The sequence below is a fragment of the Marivirga harenae genome (assembly GCF_030534335.1).
Classification (GTDB): domain Bacteria; phylum Bacteroidota; class Bacteroidia; order Cytophagales; family Cyclobacteriaceae; genus Marivirga; species Marivirga harenae.
In genome coordinates, this window is the sequence record NZ_CP130565.1 from 3634603 (window position 1) to 3654875 (window position 20273).

A 20273-nucleotide genomic window follows, 5' to 3' on the forward strand; every position below is an offset into this window, starting at 1 on the left:
GTAAGGTTAAAGACCAATACGATTGTAAAAAAATTTTACAACCCCCTTTAAAAGGGTATTATTTATAATTTTTCCAGTATAGTATATAATTTTGTAAATTTCTCTTTCGATGTAATATATGTATTGTTCGATGAAATTATGTTTTTTGCGCACCAACTATAAATAGTATGTTTGTATAATGATTAATTCGGGTAATTATATAAAATGTTTCTACACTGTTTTAATGGGTGTAATTTTTGTAAGTACTTCCAATGTGCTTAAAGCCCAATTTACTTGCGCAGATGCGTCATTTGGAGCAGGGAATGGACAACAAATACGAGTAGAAGGCGCTGCCGGACTAGGGACATTTTGTGCACCAGTAACTGTTGACTGGTATATTTCTTTTGATGCTTCTATACCAGTAGGAGCTGATGTGGATGTTATTGTTGACTGGGGCGATGGCACTGATAATACATACAATACAAATAATTTTGGAACAACTTGGGAATTAAGTGATGGTAATGGTGCTACATTTACTGTCGGATCCCAAACTTATGCAGGTACTACAGTTGCGCGAAAAATTTATCCCACAAACGAAAATGTTTGTTTTTACGACATAACAGCGAGATTAGTGATTGATGGCAACGTTTGTGCTGCATCAACTATTATCAATAAGGTTAATTACTGGGATACAGACGAAGATATTCCTGGGAATGTAAATATTGATCCTATATTAATACAGGTATGTGCAGGAGATCAAGTAACAGTAAATTTTGATGATAACACTACTTTTAACTGTGTTAACCCAGCCGATACTGACAATCCAAATGAAGATTTAAGAAATGTTAGGTGGACATACAATACAACCGATGGTGCAGCACCATTTGGTCGAATTAATGATGTACTTCTTAGCAATGGAGTAACTCTAGATGGTTCTAATATAGGAGACCAAGACTATATTCCCCCTCAGGCAGATGTCCCTGGAAGTGATGTTAATACGATCGAAGAGTATCCTGCTATAGTAGGTCCAGGCGATGCTGTTTCCACTACACTTGACCTGACAGTACCTGCCACTGCAACTGTAGGACAAGTATTTGAAATAAAACTTGAAAACTGGGGCCCATGTAATCCGCTGGGTGGTCCAATACCTGTAATAGAAAGATATGCGATAATCGAAATTGTTGAACCTCCACAAGGACTGGACTTTACAATATCAACTGATGGACCTGGACTTAATCAAAAAATAACTTTTTGCCCCGGTGAAGATATTAGATTAAGAGGTTCTTCAACTAACCAAACACCAGATTTTGTATATAGCTGGGAGATATTTGATGGGCCAAATGCTACTGACCCCCTCATTTTTGATAGAACTAACGATCAATTCACATGGTTAAGTGATGAAGTAGGTGATTTACAAAATGCTTTTTCATCCTCCGGTGATAAATTGATTAGAATGTATATCCAAAATTCAGATACAGATTTAACAGGCAATTGTACTGTTTTTGAGGATAAACTGATTGAAATAATTGAAACTCCTACTCCAACAATTGGTACGGACGACTTAAGTGGTGGCGGTACTGATATATCCATTAATGCAATTAATTTATGTGAAGTTGAACTCCCTATTGATTTTACATTTACAGATGAAACTCCAGATAGAAATGCTTCAACCGAATCTAGATGGACAGTTTTTGATAATAATGACATGATAATATTTGGAGGGGGTGCCTATGGTGCTCAAACAGCTGCAGCAGATAATCCAGTTGGATTAATGCCATTTACATTTCCTACACCTGGCCATTTTAAAGTCGTTTTAGAAATTAGGGATGGAACAACAAGTTGTGAAGCTTCTGACACTGTAAATATCTTCATTTACGACACCCCTGAAGCAGATTTCGAAACTGATGATGTATGTGCCGGTGATGATGACCCAAGTAATAGAACTCAATTTTTCAATATTTCAGACGCTAATAACGGTATAAATCCTCAAGTGAATGGAGATGAAGTTGTCAGATGGGTGTGGGATTTTAGTTACGATGTGGTAGCAGGTTTTAATAATGAAAGAGACGTTAATAATAATAATCCTTTTCAAAGATTTTTAGATGGTACAGATGGAGCTGAACCTACTGAATCGCAACCAGGATTTTATGACGTGGCTTTAGTAGTAGAAACCACCAATGGTTGTACTGATACTGTAGAATACGTAGTTGAAGTAAAACACAATCCACTTTCTGATCTTGAGGCTTCTTATACCAATGATTATGAAGCAAATTTAGCGGGTGATCCTTATTCAGGCGATCCCATTTGCCCTGGAACTCTTTTAACGTTCATTAATACGACAGATGAATCTCTAAATGACCCTTCCGTTGCCCCTGTCGATTATGAGTTGCAAATAGATAGTTTAGGCACTACAATATTTCGTGAAATAGGAGCCCCAGGTGATGTAAATGAATCCGTTTCACCAAATATTTTCTTTAATAATACAGGATCAAATGAAATTTACACAATCGAATTGGTGGCCAATGGTGATAATGGGTGTAGTATCATAAGTGCCCCTATAACGGTTACTGTTCTTCCTGGTAGTGCATCTGGATTTGAGGTATTTGACGAACCTACATTTACAAACGCATACGATCCAATTATTGAGTATTGTTCTCCCTATGAATTTTACTTTCAAATTGATAATCCAACTGATAATTTATTAGATCCCGGAGACTCTTTGGTATGGGAAGTTTTTGATGGTTCTACTCTATTAGGAGGTGACACGCTGGAATTTGGTGAAGCAAACTACGATCAATTCTCATTTGAATTTAATAATGATTTCCCAAGTATTGCTGCCATCAATTATACTGTAGTTCTTCAACCATTCGTGGATGGTGTGTGTGTTAATAATTCCCAAAGAACAATACGAGTACTTCCAAGACCTAGTTCAGATTTCACACCCACCAACACCGTTGTAACCTGCGATTCCGTAACTTATTATTTTGAAGCTGTACAGCCTGGATTATTAACGTACGATTGGCAGGTGCAACCAACAACTGATACTCTTTCTACACAAAATGATGGAGTTGATTTCTGGGTAAGTTACAATAGACCTGATGTGGGAGATCCCAACGTAAATGTTGAGGTTAGATTGCAGACTACAAACCCATTTAATTGCGTTGGCGATTTGTCTGATCCCTTTAATGATACAATTCTCCCAAAAGATGATATTAATGTAATTCTTGATACCGTTGGAAATGAACTCTGCACGCCTGCACCCTATGGTTTTGTAAATAATACCACTGATCCCGTTCCTGCCGGCACCGAATGGCAATTGATTATTAAAAATCTAGACATCAATGATTCAACGATCATTAATGGGAGTACTTTAGCTGGAAATGAGGAATTTCGGGAATCTGATCCTGCAGATATTTTCGAATATACTTTTTCAGAATCAGCAAATTACGAGATTAGATTAAATGCCCTTTTACCAAGTACTTGTGATGTAGCTTCTGACCCTCCTATTTCACTTAGCATAAATGAAAGCCCAACTGTTGATTTCGATACCAATATAGATGAAGGTTGTGCACCCTTTTCCTTTAGCATTATAAACGAAACAAGTAGTGTCCCATCTGGCAGTGATTTTGATTTATCTTATGAAGTAAGACGACCAAATGGCACTTTGGTAGCTGGTTACTCTGGAACAGTTATTAAAGGGCCAAGTAACCCTGCGGGACTCAACAGTTTAACTTTGTCTAATTTGACCGTTCCTGCTGGATCTCCCTATATCGACTATGAGGTGATTTTAATTGCTGAAACAGTGGCTGGATGTACTGCTGAATCAAGTCAAACGATCAGAGTCTTTCAAGAACCAGATATAGATTTTGATGTTATTTCTACAAATCCAGCATGCGAGGAAGATTATAACTTTGATTTTGAAGTAGTTACCAATAATATTAATGTTGCTGATTATGAACTGTTATGGAGTTGGGGCGATGGACAAACACTTGTAACTGAAGAGGACACTATTGTCAATCATACATTTAGTAATCGAGCAAGCTTCTTTGGATCAGATACCTATACGGTCACCTTATCAATTGAAACTGAATACGGTTGTATTGCTAGTGTCAGTAAGCCAGTTAATTTAAATCCTAGGGTGCAGGCGGGTTTTTTCAAGGACAAAGAACAGGGTTGCTCTCCCCTTCCGGTCAATTTCACTAGCTCCTCCATTCAAGCAGGCATCAGTGGCAATCACCAATATGAAAAAAGAGTGGCGGGGACCAGCACTTGGGTACCTTTTACCAATAGTCCATCCAATAACGGTGCGGTTTCAGAAGTCTTTTCAAATACTAGTGACAGTGTACAAATTTTTGAAATTCGCTATAATGTTTTCTCCGATATTTCTAATGGGACTATTTGTTATGATACTGCCGCAATTGATTCTTTAACTGTCTTTCCTGAATTTAATAGTCCAACAATCACTGGACCAGATGAAATTTGTGCTTTTGCGCAACAAATTGCCTTTAAAGTTAATCCATCTGATGATGCAAATTATCAATGGTCCCTGCCACCAGGTGCATTTATTATTAACTCTACTCCTACTGGTGACTCCATAAATGTTAATTTCAGTACTTTCTCAGGTAATGTACAAGTTATTGAAATAGACAGTAACGGTTGTTTTGGAAACCCCTCACTCCATCCTGTAAGCATTTTGACAGGTCCTAGTGGCAGCTTAAGTTTAAATGGCTCAAATGTAATCTGTCCGGGAGATTCTACAAGCTTGATTTTTAATTTAAGTGGTCCAGGCACTCAAAATTTTGATGTGGTTTATAACAATGGAGTGAGCAATGACACTTTATTTAACGTTGCCAACGGCCATATTGAGTACGTGAGCCCGACCAATTCAACAAATTATTTTCTATTAAGCGTTGAAGATAGGCAATATCCTAATTGCAACCCTTCCAGTATATCTGGTTCAGCTTTTGTATCAGTGAATGTAAAGCCAACTGCGACCTTATCAGGTTCCACAACCATTTGCGAGGGCAATAATGCGAATCTATTCTTTAATTTAACAGGAATTGGGCCATGGGAAGTGGTGTACACTGATGGCAACTCAAACTTCACCTTCAACAGTAATAATCCGGTTACTTTAGAACCCGTCAGCCCAACTGATTCTACTACTTATAGCTTGGTGAGCATTACAGATGGAAACACTCCTGTTTGTTCTGGAGATGTTTCGGGCAGCGCTACTATTGAAGTGAATTCGAAACCAACCGCATCAATCTCGGGAAGTCAGAATAATGTTTGTGTGAATACACCTACGGATTTAGAAATTAATTTAACAGGAACACCTCCTTGGAATGTCCGATATACGGATGGTAACAATATTTTTACTTTAGCCAATGTCACACCAGAAGCAGGTTTCGACAGCAATACGGATACTCACACGGAAACTGTTACCATTAGTGCAGCACCTGGTACGAAAAATTACACTTTAGTTGATGTGATCGACTCCAACACTCCTAATTGCTCTGGTGATGTGAGTGGATCTGCCACTATCACCGCTTTTGACAGACCTCAAGTAGAAATTTCGGGTAATAGTACTATATGCTTTGGAGATAACAGCCCTTTAACCTTTAATTTCACCGGCGATGGACCATTTGATGTAGTCATAACGGCTAATCAAGATACCGTAGAATACAACAACCTCCAAGATGGCGAATCTATTAGCCAAACTCCCGAAGCATCAACAGTTTATAGAGTAATAGAATTAACGGACAATAGAGGATGTTTTGGCACTAGTTTAGGTGGTCCTGTAAGTATAAATGTAAATAACTTACCTACCTCAGAAATTTCTGGTGACGATGTGACTTGTTATGGTGAGGAAACAGAATTAATTTTTGACCAAACAGGAGCTGGTCCTTGGACTATTACCTATTCCAATGGTAGCCAAAACTTCACATTTACTACTTCATTTAACAGACATTTTGAACCTGTTTCTCCTACTGTTACGACCACATATACACTGGTTTCTGTAGTGGACAGTAACTCGCCTGATAACTGCAGTGGTACTGTGAGCGGTAGCGTGTTAAAAGAAGTCTTTCCAGAGCTGGAAGCAAGTTTTGAAGCCACACCTGAGAATATGATACTACCAGAGAGCACGGTTAATATCACCAACAATACCACTAATAAAAATGAGTGGGAATATGAATGGGATTTTGGAGACGGTACTATTTCCAATGAAGTTGACCCTGCACCACACGATTATGGAATATATGGGGAATTTGTAATAAAAATGACAGCAACGAATGGACAATGTACAGATACTTATCAAAGTATAGTGACTATTGGTGCAATTCCACCCATAGTAGATTTTGATGCAAACCCAAGGGAAGGTTGCTTACCATTAGTTGTAGAATTTGAGAACTTAACCCAATTTGCAGATCCTTCCACCTATCAGTGGGAATTTGGAGATGGACAACGGGTTTCTGCCGTAGAGAATCCAACACATGTCTATCGTAATCCGGGAATTTATACCGTAACCTTATCTGCTTCAAACATCACAGGCCAACGGACGCAAATGATTAAAGAGGAATTCATAGAAGTTTTTGCGACACCTCAAGCGTCATTTACAATTCCAGATGAATATCGTTCCGTGTTTACTGGGGAGGAAGTACGATTTGTGAACTTAAGCCAAGGGGCGGATGAATATATTTGGAAATTTGGAGATGGTAATGAATCATTTGAGTTTGAACCAATTCACGCTTACCCAGATAGTGGCCTTTATGATATAACTTTGATCGCTATTAATTCTGAAACTGGTTGCACTGATTCTATCAGTTTAAAGTCTCAAGTACAAGTAATATTGGGCGGTGAATCAGATGTTCCCAATGCATTTACACCAAGTAGAGCGGGGCTAGGCTCAGCCAGTACAAATCCATTACAAAATGACTTCTTTCTTCCTAGGGTTGAGGGGGTATCGCAGTTTAATATGAAAATCTATAACAGATGGGGAGAATTGTTATTTGAATCTACTAGTAAAGATGAAGGATGGGATGGTTATTATAATGGCGTTTTAATGCCACAAGGAGTGTATGTTTACCGATTAGAGCTGGTCTATGAAAATGGACGAAGGGAAACGAAAGTTGGGGATATCACGCTCATTAGGTAATAATTTTGAGTAGTACATTTAGTTTATATATTGCAGGTTTGAATTAGGGTATGAATGAATATAAATCAAATAAAAAGTTTAAATAAACCACTTATTGTCTGTGCAATATCCGTATTGTCGCTGCTAGGATTCGAAAGCAAATCTCAGGACTTTCAATTTTCACAGTACCATGAGTCACCGTTGTACCTTAACCCGGCATTTACAGGCTTAGGTAAAATGCACCGCTTCACGCTCAATTCCAGAATACAGTGGCCAAGTCTGCCACGTGCTTATGTGACTAATGCATTAGCTTATGATTACAACCTAGATTACCTTAGTAGTGGATTTGGACTCATGTTCACCCGCGATGTTGCCGGATCTGGAAATTTAGGCAATACCAATGCTAGCTTTTTATATTCTTACCGTGTAGCCATTGGAAAGAAATTAGTTTTAAGTACTGGTTTGCAGTTCGCCTATAATTTTACGGGCTTGAATCAAAATGGCCTTACGTTGGGAGATCAGCTATTAGATAATAGAGGAGTATCTTTTGATAATGAATTGGCCAATATCCAAAACATTCAATTCTTTGACTTCTCTGGTGGAATGCTACTATACAGCCAAATGTTGTGGGGAGGTTTTGCATTACACCATTTAACACAACCCGAAATGTCCTTAATAGGTGATTCAAATCCACTGAATATGAAAATAAGTATCCATGGTGGGGTTAGAATTCCATTGTATCGAGGACCTAAAAAATTAGATCATATTTCAAGCATAGCTCCCTCTTTTGTTTATAAAAGGCAAGGAATTAACGATCAACTGGATGTTGGTTTTAACTGGCATTACGATCCAATATCAGCTGGTCTTTGGTACAGAGGGGTTCCTTTTAAAAGAACTGACCCAAATGAAGGCTTGTATGATAGAGATGCACTTGTTTTTAAGTTTGGTTTAATATTCCCAGATTTTCAGGCAGGCTACAGCTATGATTTTACAATTTCCGAATTTGGCGGGGCATCAGGTGGTGCACATGAAATTTCGATAATTTTTGACTTTGAAGCTAGATTGAAGAAGAAAAGAAAGAAGGAATTTATCCCGTGTCCTACCTTTTAAGCATTGTTTCTTTGTTTCAATGCCCGTCTCATCATATATCTTTCCACCAAAACATCAATTGGTTTTAGCAATACAGCAATACCTAATTTGAAAATAAACCCAATTTGCTCATTACCCACTCTTTCTTCTACGAATGGCTCTAGAAAACCTTCCGAAAGTACAAACAATAATATGGCTATTAAAAGTACGATAGAGGATGCCTTTCTACCTACTTTGGCTTTAACCAACTGATCAATTGTATCTTGCAGTAGTTGATTATTGACTTTTAAGTCATCATTTATTTTATTGATTTCATCAGACTGCTTTTTTAGCTTTTCGTTCGCTTCATTAAGCTTGGCGTGCAAACGATCACTCACTGAGGTCAGTAATTTAGCCTCTCCGATCAATCTATCATATTTATCACATAATAACTTATAGTTTTCTTTTACCTTCTCAGTAGGAATATTATCGTCCTCTGCCAAAGCTCTGACTTCGTTTAAAAAGTCAATTTCTGCTTGAAAGACATCTGATTGGGTAACATTTTTAGCCATAAATTATTATTTAATCTCTACCATTTTAAATGGTACTTTAATAATCTGTTTAAAGTCCTCACCAGACTCTTCCATATCTTCATCTTCTTCTTCGTAGTACCAATCAATGGTAATGGATTTCCCATCTTCCTTGATTTTCTCCAGCTTACGGAATATTTCCACTAAACACTTTGAAGAACTTGTATTAAAGTATTCTAATTTGATTTCAAAAATAGTAGATTCGAGCGGATTTTGAACATATTTATCCAACCAATCGAGCAATGGCTTATAAAACTCGATAGAATTCTCTGGAATTGACCTACCGGATATTAAAAACGTCTCTGCATCCGGATTAAAATCAAGTTTAGACGTCTTCGGTGTCGCCTCTAAGTAATAAGCATCCATATTGTTTTTTCTTAATGATTTATATTCACTTGCAAACTAAAATAGGCATAATCTTCATTAATGATCTTAAAACCATAATCCAATGGCTGACCTGATTTTCTTACCATATCCATTATCCCTAAGCCGGCCCTTCCTGTTTCAGAAAATACGCCTTCGTCTAATTTAATTCTGTACTTAGCTCTGAGTTCATCATTTGACAATTGATTTATTTCCTTAATACGCTTTTCAAGCTGCATGATATTACTTTGATTGATGTAATTACCAGAAATAATCTCGTAGGCGGTGGGATTTTTTACTACCATAATCATTATTTTCTGAAAGGGTTCTTCTGAATTTTTAAGCTCATATTGATTATGGTAAATGTTCTGAAGTACTTCCACTAAAATATTAAAAACCTTCTTTTTAACTCGCGAATTATACTCTACCATAGCCAGTTTATTTTCGGCCAAGGTCAAAAGATTATTAGTTAGGCTTTCTGTAATTATACCATGGTAAGCCAGCACTAACTCTTCGCTTTGTTTTAGATTATTAAATTTGCTTAAAGTATCCAACATTTTCTCCAAATGGGAAATAACGACTTAAAAATTATCTTTTGTCAAATTACAATTATTTTTTGAATAAATATAATAATTATATGATTAGCCGAGAATTAATTAATGCACGTTCCCGGTAAGTTTCCTAATTAAAGGGGTTACAATCAGTGCCAGTACACCAGCTCCGATAATGAATATTGTTATAAATTGAAAAATATCTGGTAATAGCGAAGGATTGGCTTCAATTGCTTTCTCATCAAATTCACCGGCTACCAGTCCGGCAATTAGGTTCCCAAAAGCAACAGACATAAACCATGCTCCCATCATTTGACCCACTAACCTTTTAGGAGCTAATTTGGTAACAGCACTTAAGCCAACTGGACTTAAGAAAAGTTCACCAGTTGTATGCAATAAATAGGTTATTAGCAACCAAGTTGGTAAAACTGTATCAGACGAAACTACAAGAAGTGCAGCACCAATCATTACGGCAAATCCAAGACCTAAGAAAATTAGTCCGAAGGCAAATTTAAGTGGAATGCTAGGATTTAAATTCCTTTTAGCGAGCTGAATCCAAAGCCATCCAAAAACCGGTGATAGAATAATAATAAACATTGGATTAGCACTTTGTAACGCACTAGCTGGCATTAGCCAATCCCCTATCATTCTATCAGTATAGCGAGAAGCAAATAAGTTTAATGAAGATCCTGCCTGTTCAAATCCTGACCAAAAAATAGCAGAAAACACTAATAATATTGCAATAGCACCTATCTTCTTCTTTTCATCTTTATTCAATCCAGCGAATAAGAAAATTGCTACAAAAAATAGTATTAAGGTAGCTGCAACTACATAAGAAGCAACATTCGCGACACTTACAACATCTACATCTATATAACCTAGAGTTGTTAGTAAAACTAGAACAACAAGCCCTGCTAAAAATGCAAATATTCCCAATTTAACCTTTTTCCTAAAAGAAATTTGTTTTTCATTTGCAGGATCAAAACCCTCAGGTTTAAGTCCAATATTACCAAGGTATTTGGAAGAAGCTCTATATTGAATAACACCCAACAGCATACCAAAACCTGCTGCTGCAAAGCCATAATGCCAATTCACACTTTCGCCTAAATAACCAGTAATCAAAGGAGCAATGAAAGCACCTAGATTTATACCCATATAAAAAACAGAAAAACCGGCATCTCTTCTGGCCGGTTCATCGTCTTTGTACAGTCCTCCGACAATACTACTAATATTTGGTTTTAATAGGCCTGTGCCTATCACAATTAAAATCAAACCAATAAAAAAGAACTCAGTTGTAGGAATAGCCATTGCAAAATGCCCACAAGCTATTATAATTCCTCCATACCAGACTGCCTTTTGCAGGCCGAAAAAACGGTCAGCTAACCAGCCACCAGGCAAAGCCAATAAGTAAACAAACATGGTATATAAGCCGTAGATTGCGGTTGCGGATTTATCATCTAAACCTAGCCCCCCAGTCTCTATAGATGCTACCATAAAAAGGACCAATAAGGCACGCATTCCATAATAACTAAAGCGTTCCCAAAATTCAGTAAAGAACAAAGTTGCTAAACCTCTCGGATGGCCAAAAAAAGTTTTTTCGGAATTCATATTATCTATAAGTTTACTTTATCTTAAAAATCGAAATGCTAAATCTAATACGGGCTTTCCATTAAAACAAATAGAATATGAAAATCGGCCTTATTTTCGATAGAAAGTGTATTTTATACACTATCTAAACATTTGTAAATGATTTAAAAATTACTTTTTAAGCAAAGTAAATTCTTTAACTTTGCGAACCTAACCATGTTATACCTAGCAAAAACATACAAGAATGAAGGAATTTGGATTGAAATCCGCTAAATCCGGTTTAGAAGCACTGGGTTTAAAGAATGTAGCAGAGGCCTATTGGAACCTAAGCCCTGCCGAATTAACTGAGCACGCCCTAACCAATAAAGAAGGTGTATTGACAGATACGGGTGCTTTGATGTGTGATACCGGAAAATTTACTGGTCGTTCGCCAAAAGACAAGTTCATCGTAAAAGATGACAGAACGAAAGATACTGTGTGGTGGGGAGATATTAACATTCCATTTGATCCTGATAAATTTGATGCACTTCATGATAAAATGCTCAAATTCCTTGAGAATAAGAAAGTCTATGTAAGAGATGCATATGCTGGTGCTGATAAGACGTATAGATTAAATTTACGAGTGGTAAATACCCAAGCCTGGCACAACCTTTTTTGCTACAATATGTTCCTAAGGCCTGAAAAATATAAACTGGAATCATTCGAACCAACCTTCACTATTATTAATGCCCCCGAGTTTGAAGCTGATCCAGAAATAGACGGAACCCGCCAGAAAAACTTTGCTATCATTAATTTTAGCAAGAATATAATTCTAATTGGTGGAACTGGCTATGCCGGAGAAATGAAAAAGGGAATTTTCTCTGTTCTAAATTATACGCTTCCGACTGACCACAAAGTGCTTTCGATGCATTGTTCAGCAAATATGAGCGAGAAAGCAGATGGTGACACTGCCATTTTCTTCGGATTATCAGGTACTGGAAAAACCACTTTATCTGCAGATGAGAACAGAGGCTTAATTGGCGATGATGAGCATGGATGGACCGAGAATGGAGTTTTCAATTTTGAAGGTGGATGTTATGCCAAGACTATTGATTTAACAGAAGAAAAAGAACCACAAATCTACAGAGCCATCAAATTTGGGGCAATTGTTGAGAATACTCGATTTTTTCCAGGAACGAGAACTGTAGATTATGAGAATACAGAAGTGACTCAGAATACCAGAACGGCTTATCCTATTCATCATATTGATAACTCCGTTTCTCCGTCAATCGGAGGAATTCCTAAAAATATATTCTTCTTAACTTGTGATGCCTACGGAGTTTTACCTCCAATATCTAAGCTTTCTAAGGGCCAGGCTATGTACCACTTTATTTCTGGCTATACTGCAAAAGTAGCGGGTACTGAGGCGGGTGTTACAGAACCGCAAACCGTTTTCAGTGCTTGTTTTGGAGCGCCTTTTCTTCCGCTGCATCCTACTCAATATGCAGAAATGCTAGGTAAGAAAATGGATGAGCAGAAAGTTACCGTTTGGATGATCAATACGGGTTGGTCCGGTGGTCCATATGGTGTGGGTTCGAGAATGAAACTGAAGTATACTCGGGCTATGATCACTGCTGCTTTAAATGGCGGCTTAGATGAGGTGGGGTATAGAAACCACTCCATCTTTGGATGTGCTATTCCTGCTACATGTCCTGACGTTCCTTCAGAGGTATTAAGCCCTAGAGAAACGTGGAAAAATGATAAAGGCTATTATGAAATGGCCAACAAACTAGCAAATGAATTCAACGGGAATTTCAAGAAGTTTGAAGATTTTGCCAATGATGAGATTATGGCGGGAGCCCCAAAACCTAATTTATCGAAAGTATAAGATAGCTTTTTTCAGTTAAGTTAAATTTACTGCCGTGGGAATACCTTCTCATGGCAGTTTTTTTTACGAAAAATCAAATTCTATAGGACTAAAGTTTTTGAATGTAAATCATTTGTTAAGTTTGTCGCTAAACGCAAATTCCACAATAAATGCAAATAGACCAAAATATACTATTTCCAGTAATGGGCGAATGGTTAAAGTCCAGCAACAGTACTTTATTAGATTTCTCCAATCAGAATACTGATTTACTTGAGCTTGATCTTCAGTCCACCCCAGCTTTTAATAAATATGTTTTTGGATTTTTAGAGAAAAAGGAGAAAAGGTACGGATACGGTGGCTATTTGGAAAACCGTATGATCTACCAAAGAAGCACTCATTTCCAACAAGGAGAGTCTAGATGCATGCATTTGGGTATAGACGTTTGGGCAGAGGCATTTCATCACCTATATGCACCTTTGGACTCAATAGTTCATAGCTTTGCCGACAATAATAACTTTGGAGACTATGGACCCACCATTATCCTCCAGCATGAATTAAACGGTAAACATTTCTATACGCTTTATGGACACCTAAGTATGAAGAGCCTGAAAAACTTAAAGAAAGGTGATGAAATCAAAAAAGGACAAAAATTTAGTGAACTAGGTCCTTATCCTGAAAATGGAGATTGGCCACCACATTTGCATTTTCAATTGATAAGAGATATGGCAGATAAATCTGGAGACTTTCCAGGTGTTTGTGCGCCTTCCGAACTTGAAGAATTCAAAAAAGTATGTCCCGATCCTAATGTCTTTATTTTAAAAACTTCTTCATGATAGAAATTAAAAATTCCCGGCTCATTAGCGGGAATTTAATCTATTTCATATTCACTACGACCTTTCCTTTTGTGTGCCCTCTTTGAACATCTCGTAGGGCCGTTACTACTTTCAAAAAGGAGTATTCTTTATCAATTACAGCTGAAATGTAATTACTTTCGATCAACTCTTTAATATCGTTTAATTGAGCGCCATCCGCATGCATCATGATAAATTTATAAATGGCCTTTTTCTCTTTTGCCAGCTTGTCAATTTTATAGCGTTTAAGCTTTAGAGCAAAACGAATCAATCCGTTTAAACCCAAATTTTTGGCAGTTTCATCATCTGGATCTCCAGCAATACTAACTACTCTCCCACCAGTCTTGAGAATTTTGAATGCGTCTTTTGTATACTCCCCGCCTAAGGTATCATATACAATATCTACATCTTTAGCGATCTCAAGGTAATTTTCCTTTTTATAATCAATCACTCTATCGGCACCTAAATCTTTGACCCAATCAACATTTTTTGTGCTAGTGGTAGTGTACACATAAGCTCCTCTGGCTTTAGCATATTGTATGGCGAAAGTACCTACTCCACCTGAACCAGCATGAATCAGTACCTTTTCTCCCTCTTTCAGCTTTGCTTTTTCAAATGATTGTACTGTTGTTAAACCAACCAAAGGAATACTAGCTGCCTCTATATAGGAGAAATTTGATGGCTTTTGACAAACGGCCTGATGGTCTACGGCAATCATTTCCGCAAACGTCCCTGGAGCAGCCGTAGGTACTCTTGCAAAAACTTCATCTCCAAAATTGAAGTCCATTACTTTCTCCCCTTTATCTATAATTTTACCAGCAACATCAAACCCTATAGGAGCAGGAAAGGACAGTTTACTAATATTTTTCATTGCTCCTTCAATGATTTTATGATCTATGGGATTAATGCTCGCAGCATGTATCTCAATTAAAACCTGGTGATCATTAACCTTTGGCTTATCTATTTCTCTAAATTCAACGTTTTTTGCTATTTCACCATAGCCAGTAATCTGTAATGCTTTCATTTCGTCTGTCTATTTTTCTCTTCAACTAGACATTGAAAACGGACAGGAGTCAAAAGGTTGAGAATTTCTCTAGAAAGCTATTTCACTTGCTGTAAAATCCAATCACTAATCAATTCTAAAGCTTCGGGAGCAATAGTTTGTTCTATATTAGCATATTCACTAGGAGCTCCGGTTTCAGCTTCTTGGAAAAGATGATTCAATTTTTCTAGCTTCTTTACAGTATATTGAGAATTCCCTCCAGCTTTTAGTGCCTTTTCAATAGCCTCCAAATTCACTTTTGCTGGCACTTGCAAATCTTTCTCTCCAATTACCGCCAATACGGGACAATCTACCTTTTTTAAAGCTTCTGCAGGATCATACTTTAAGAAATACATCATCCAAGGGCTTGTCAGCTGAGCCAAAATCTGATCTACAAAAATTTGTTCTGTCAATCCATTTGCTGTTGCTAACTCAGGATTCTTAGCTACTGACTCCTCCAGGTATTTTCGAAGATCCTGTTTGACTGTTTCATCATTGCTATTGTTTACTACTGCTGCATAAGCACCTCTATTAAAATCTCTTGCTTTCTTTAATTCTACCTCCTTCATTCCAGCTGCTCTACCAATCAATTCACTCTGTCTTACAAGCAGTTCATCGCCCCTAATTCCTGTGCCTGCCATCAAAACAATAAAATCTACATCCTCAGACTCTGCCGCCAACATTGGGGCGATAATACCACCTTCGCTATGACCAATTAATCCAATGCTCCGTATTTGCATTTGAGACTTTAAATAGTCAACTGCTGCAGCCACATCGGTCTTAAAATCTGCAGAAGTAGCGGCACTAAAATCCCCTTCTGATTCAGCTGTACCCCTATCATCAAATCGTAATACAGCAATTCCTTGCCTCGTTAAATGATCAGATAATACTAAAAACGGTTTATGACCTAATAAAGCTTCATTTCTGTCTTGTGGACCACTCCCACTTATTAAAACCACTGCAGGAAAAGTATCTCCTTCGGAAGGCATTGTTAAGGTTCCGGCTAACTTAATATCCGCAACACTGTTTTCAAAAATTATTTCTTGGCTCCTGTAAGGAAATGGTTCAATAGGATCCTGTGGCTTCTTTTTAATGGATTTTCGAATTTCATTTTGCGTTAGTACTAGTGGGAACTCCGCTCCAGCTTGTTTAAAAGTACCTTCAATTTCTCCCTTTGAATTGAGAATCCCCTCATATTGAATGGAAGGCATACTCATTTTCATTTCCAATTGATTATCCTGAAAAGAAATTTTTTGAACTGCCAAGCCGAAAGCTCCTTGATCGGGGCTATCCATGGTGGCTGCTAAAGTGTCTTCTTGCTCCATAATATTGAATACAATAGTTAACTCTATTTCTTGAAGCTTGAGTAAACCTTGCCATTTACCTTCTATATTTTGAGCCCACAAAGCAGAAGAAAGAATAGTAAACAATGCAATAGACGATAGCTTTTTCATAAATCCTTTTTTTTAGCAATCAATTTATGAAATAATCAGGAAAATCTTATCTTTTCCTATATGACACTGCCTGCAAATCACTACAAACTTCCTAGTAGTGTTAATACAACTTGTAAAAGACTTTTTACTGTAGGAGTTGCAGTAATTGAAGTTTACTCAATCAAAGATCCTGCTATGGTAGCAGTCATCATACAAGCTAAAGTTGCAGCGAGTAGCGCTCTCATTCCCAATTTGGAAAGATTCCCCTGTTGGTTAGGTGCCATACCCCCAATTCCTCCAACTTGAATAGCTATGGAACTAAAATTGGAGAACCCACAGAGGGCATAAGTTGCTATTATGATCGATTTTTCACTTAATACATTCGCTGTTTTCATTTCTGCTAATCCCAAATAAGCCACAAATTCGTTAATCGCTGTTTTCTGTCCCAACAAACTACCAACAGCCAGAGTATCATTCCATTCTACGCCCATAGCAAAAGCAAAGAGTCGGAATGCTTGTCCTAAAATATATTCTAAACTAAAACTATCAAAGGTTCCATTAGTTGAACTAGCTACAAAAGCATTTAAACCCGTCCATTCTCCTATTAAATTTCCTAAGAAATAATTGATAGCGGCAATAACAGCAATAAAAGCCAATAACATTCCCCCAATATTTAAAGCCAATTTTAAACCCTCAGCTGCCCCGTTCGACAAAGCATCAATTAAATTCACACCTAATTTATCTTGGCTTACGTGTAAGGTATCATCAATTTCATCAGGATTGGTTTCAGGTATTAATATTTTTGAAATCACTATGGCTGCTGGAGCATTCATTATCGAGGCACTCAACAAATATGAAGCAAATCTTGCTTTCTCAACTGGATCATCACCTCCTAAAAATGCTACATATCCGGCCAGTACCCCACCTGCAATAGTGGCCATACCTCCTGTCATTAAACACATCAATTCGGAACGTGTCATATTGGGAACAAAAGGCCTGACCAGTAGAGGTGCTTCCGTCTGACCCAAGAAGATGTTACCCGCTGCAGATAAACTTTCGGCCCCTGATAAGCGCATGGTGCGGGACATTACCCAAGCAATGCCATAAACCAGTTTTTGTAAAACCCCTAGATAGTACAATCCTGCAGTAACAGTGGAGAAGAAAATCACGGTAGGAAGTACTTGAAAGGCAAATATGAATCCGAATGAGTCTCCAGCTAAATCACCAAAGAGAAAACGAGCACCATCACCAGAAAAGCTTAAAAACACTACGAAGGCCTCGGAAACCTTTTTGAAAATCAGTGCAACGAACTCAACTTGTGTAATAAGAAGACCAAAAATAATTTGTAGTAATAATCCAGTACCAACCAGTCTCCAATCAATCTTCTTTTTATTTACTAAGAAAAGCCAGGCAAAACCAACTAAAACCAATAATCCAATAAGGCCTCTTATATAATCCATAGAATATTTTAAATAGAGCCTCCTAAGCTACTACTAAAGAAAGTACTGAAATTTCCCTCTAATACGAATTAAGTAAAATACTTAAGTACCACTAAATTTTAAAATCCATATTTAAGCAGCGACAAAATTAAAGGAATGTATCTAATTAAAAAATCTATCATCTCTAGTTTATTAAATAATCTAAATAAATCAATTTTTCTTAGATTTGCTGAATGCATTTATTCTATCAATCTCAGCTGCCGGAAATAAAAACATTGGACCATGAGGAATCTAAACATTGCATCAAGGTTTTAAGGATGCAAAATGGTGATGAAATAAATCTTATTGATGGTAAAGGCGTTTTCTACAAAGCAAAAATCACTAATGCAAATCATAAACAGTGTGAATTTGAAGTACTAGAAACCACACAGGAAGAACCTAACTCCTTTCATAGGCATTTGGCCATTGCACCAACGAAAAATATAGATAGAATGGAGTGGTTAGTGGAAAAAGCAACAGAACTAGGCATTGATGAAATAAGCTTTTTTCAAAGCTTTCATTCTGAAAGGAAGATTATAAAAATTGACCGACTTGAAAAGAAAGTGATTAGCGCAATGAAACAGTCACTAAAAGCTAAAAAACCAATCTTGAATGAATTAAAGTCTTACAATTTCATTCTTGAGAATACCAGGGCTGTGAAGAAATTCATTGCCTATGTTGACTTTGAAAATGAAGCACATCTAAAAAATGAGTTAGACACATTTCAAGACACCTTAGTTTTAATTGGGCCCGAGGGGGACTTTACTCCGGAAGAAGTTAAAATGGCAATTGACAAAGGCTTCAAGAAAGTCAGTTTAGGAAAAAGCCGATTGAGAACCGAAACAGCCGCATTAGTAAGCGTTCACTTAATGAATATTAGCGGTGATTAAATTAATCCTGCTTTGATCCCTACCTTTTTAAACGTATCTACTATGTATTCGAGATGTTCTTCTGTATGAGATGCCATATAACTAGTTCTTAGCATTTGCATTCCCGGAGGAGTAGTTGGAGCTACAAAAGCATTTACAAAAACCCCTTCATCATACAGCATTTTCCATACTTTAAACGTTTTCTCATCATCGCCAACAATTACTGGAACAATTGCGGTTTTCCCATCTAAGATAGTAAAGCCTAAATCTCTTAACCCTTTCCTTACTTTATCTGCATTTGAGCATACCTTTGCAGGTAGATCAGGATTCTGTTGTAATACCTTCAAAGCTGCAATTGCTGCAGCCACCGAAGCTGGCGTTGGAGAAGCGCTATAAATTAGGGCTGGACTTTTATGCTTTAGATAGTTAATTACAGTTTCGTCTCCTGCCACAAATCCACCCACAGAGGCCAATGACTTACTAAATGTGCACATCACCAAATCCACCTTATCTTGAACTCCAAAATAATGTCCTGTACCTCTACCGCCAGAACCAATTACCCCAAAGGAATGAGCATCATCTACCAGTACTTTTGCATTATACTCTTTTGCTATTGCTGTGATTTTATCTAAATATGCTATTCCTCCATCAGTGCTAAATACACCATCGGTCACTATTAATTTACCAACATTTTTAGATATGTTTGAGAGCCTTTTTTCTAAGTCTTCGATGTTGTTATGCTTATATCTTACAATTGTAACATTTTTGCTTGCTGCTAACATATTTCCCGCAACAATACTAGCATGATTATCTTTGTCTGAAATTATATAATCTCCCTTCTCAACCAAAGGCGCAATAACTCCTTGACTAGTTTGAAAGCCAGTAGTAAATAACATTGCACTTTCCTTGCCCATAAAATCTGCAATTTCCTTTTCCAATTCATTATGTAGATCAATTGTTCCAGTTAGAAATCGAGAGCCTGAACAGCTAGTACCATATTGCTCTACAGCTTCTATAGCTGCATTTTTTACATCAGGATGATTGGTTAAATCTAAATAGTTATTAGACCCAGCCATGATTACAGATTTACCTTCCATGGTTACGATTGGACCTTCACTACCGGAAATAGGTCTAAAATATGGGTAAACTCCTTGTTTCTTTAAGATTTGTGGTTTAACAAAAGCGTTACATTTTTCGAAAAGATCCATTAATACTATTTTATGAAAATTGAACTTAAAAAGTGGATAAAATACAAACCGCAATTAGAATATTTGATTTTGGCGCTTCAAAGCATAAGCTAAATAACTTCTTAAGATTGAACTTGTTCATTTGATATTCTGACAACGGGCCGAAACAAGATTTTCGATTTATTGTTTCTATCCCATAGAATTGCAGCATTTTATTGATCTATTTACAATTAAAAGTAAGAAGCTATCAAATGCTACTAACCAATTAAATAAAATGATTTTAATCCAAACTTATAA

At 37.1% G+C, this 20273-nt stretch carries 13 protein-coding genes; 5 read left to right on the forward strand and 8 right to left on the reverse strand.

The genetic code is table 11. The features are described from left to right. Positions 1-223 precede the first annotated feature (223 nt). On the forward strand, positions 224-7132 hold the full coding sequence (locus tag Q3Y49_RS15465; protein ID WP_303269403.1) for a PKD domain-containing protein: 6909 nt from the start codon (positions 224-226) through the stop codon (positions 7130-7132). A 54-nt stretch (positions 7133-7186) separates the two neighbouring features. Further along, positions 7187-8221, forward strand: coding sequence for a PorP/SprF family type IX secretion system membrane protein (locus Q3Y49_RS15470; RefSeq protein WP_303269404.1), 1035 nt, complete (start codon positions 7187-7189; stop codon positions 8219-8221). Here the strand turns inward: Q3Y49_RS15470 and Q3Y49_RS15475 are convergent. The 4 genes from Q3Y49_RS15475 to Q3Y49_RS15490 form a co-directional block, all read right to left on the reverse strand. After that, positions 8218-8751 carry a hypothetical protein gene (locus Q3Y49_RS15475; RefSeq protein WP_303269405.1) on the reverse strand — a complete coding sequence of 178 codons (534 nt, stop codon included), beginning with the start codon at positions 8749-8751 and terminating at the stop codon, positions 8218-8220. The two genes, Q3Y49_RS15470 and Q3Y49_RS15475, sit on opposite strands and share 4 nt — an antisense overlap. A 6-nt stretch (positions 8752-8757) precedes the next feature. Continuing rightward, positions 8758-9135, reverse strand: coding sequence for a DUF1987 domain-containing protein (locus Q3Y49_RS15480; protein ID WP_303269406.1), 378 nt, complete (start codon positions 9133-9135; stop codon positions 8758-8760). 11 nt (positions 9136-9146) lie between these two features. After that, positions 9147-9689 carry a SiaB family protein kinase gene (locus tag Q3Y49_RS15485; RefSeq protein ID WP_303269408.1) on the reverse strand — a complete coding sequence of 181 codons (543 nt, stop codon included), beginning with the start codon at positions 9687-9689 and terminating at the stop codon, positions 9147-9149. Between the two features lie 99 nt (positions 9690-9788). Continuing rightward, positions 9789-11291 (reverse strand): peptide MFS transporter, encoded by a 1503-nt coding sequence (locus Q3Y49_RS15490; RefSeq protein ID WP_303269409.1) that lies wholly within the window; start codon positions 11289-11291, stop codon positions 9789-9791. A 223-nt stretch (positions 11292-11514) separates the two neighbouring features. On the opposite strand from Q3Y49_RS15490, the gene pckA reads away from it, so the two are divergent. After that, on the forward strand, positions 11515-13137 hold the full coding sequence (pckA, locus tag Q3Y49_RS15495; RefSeq protein ID WP_303269410.1) for a phosphoenolpyruvate carboxykinase (ATP): 1623 nt from the start codon (positions 11515-11517) through the stop codon (positions 13135-13137). Between the two features lie 149 nt (positions 13138-13286). Then, entirely contained in the window at positions 13287-13949 is a 663-nt protein-coding gene (locus Q3Y49_RS15500; protein ID WP_303269411.1) for a peptidoglycan DD-metalloendopeptidase family protein, read from the forward strand. A gap of 40 nt (positions 13950-13989) precedes the next feature. Here Q3Y49_RS15500 and Q3Y49_RS15505 read toward each other — a convergent pair whose 3' ends face one another. From Q3Y49_RS15505 to Q3Y49_RS15515, 3 genes are all read right to left on the reverse strand, one after another. Then, a complete protein-coding gene (locus Q3Y49_RS15505; protein ID WP_303269412.1) occupies positions 13990-14991 on the reverse strand; it encodes an NADP-dependent oxidoreductase in 1002 nt (333 codons plus the stop codon). 77 nt (positions 14992-15068) lie between these two features. Then, positions 15069-16463: an alpha/beta hydrolase family protein gene (locus Q3Y49_RS15510; RefSeq protein ID WP_303269413.1), complete on the reverse strand. Its 1395-nt coding sequence runs from the start codon at positions 16461-16463 to the stop codon at positions 15069-15071. A gap of 152 nt (positions 16464-16615) precedes the next feature. Further along, positions 16616-17902: a NupC/NupG family nucleoside CNT transporter gene (locus Q3Y49_RS15515; protein WP_303269414.1), complete on the reverse strand. Its 1287-nt coding sequence runs from the start codon at positions 17900-17902 to the stop codon at positions 16616-16618. Between the two features lie 212 nt (positions 17903-18114). Between Q3Y49_RS15515 and Q3Y49_RS15520 the strand changes: the two genes are divergently transcribed. Beyond that, positions 18115-18810, forward strand: a complete 696-nt coding sequence (locus tag Q3Y49_RS15520) for a 16S rRNA (uracil(1498)-N(3))-methyltransferase (protein ID WP_303269415.1) — start codon at positions 18115-18117, stop codon at positions 18808-18810. On the opposite strand, the gene Q3Y49_RS15525 is transcribed toward Q3Y49_RS15520, so the two are convergent. Continuing rightward, positions 18807-19997, reverse strand: coding sequence for an aminotransferase class I/II-fold pyridoxal phosphate-dependent enzyme (locus Q3Y49_RS15525; protein ID WP_303269416.1), 1191 nt, complete (start codon positions 19995-19997; stop codon positions 18807-18809). The genes Q3Y49_RS15520 and Q3Y49_RS15525 overlap by 4 nt on opposite strands. Between the last annotated feature and the right edge of the window lie 276 nt (positions 19998-20273).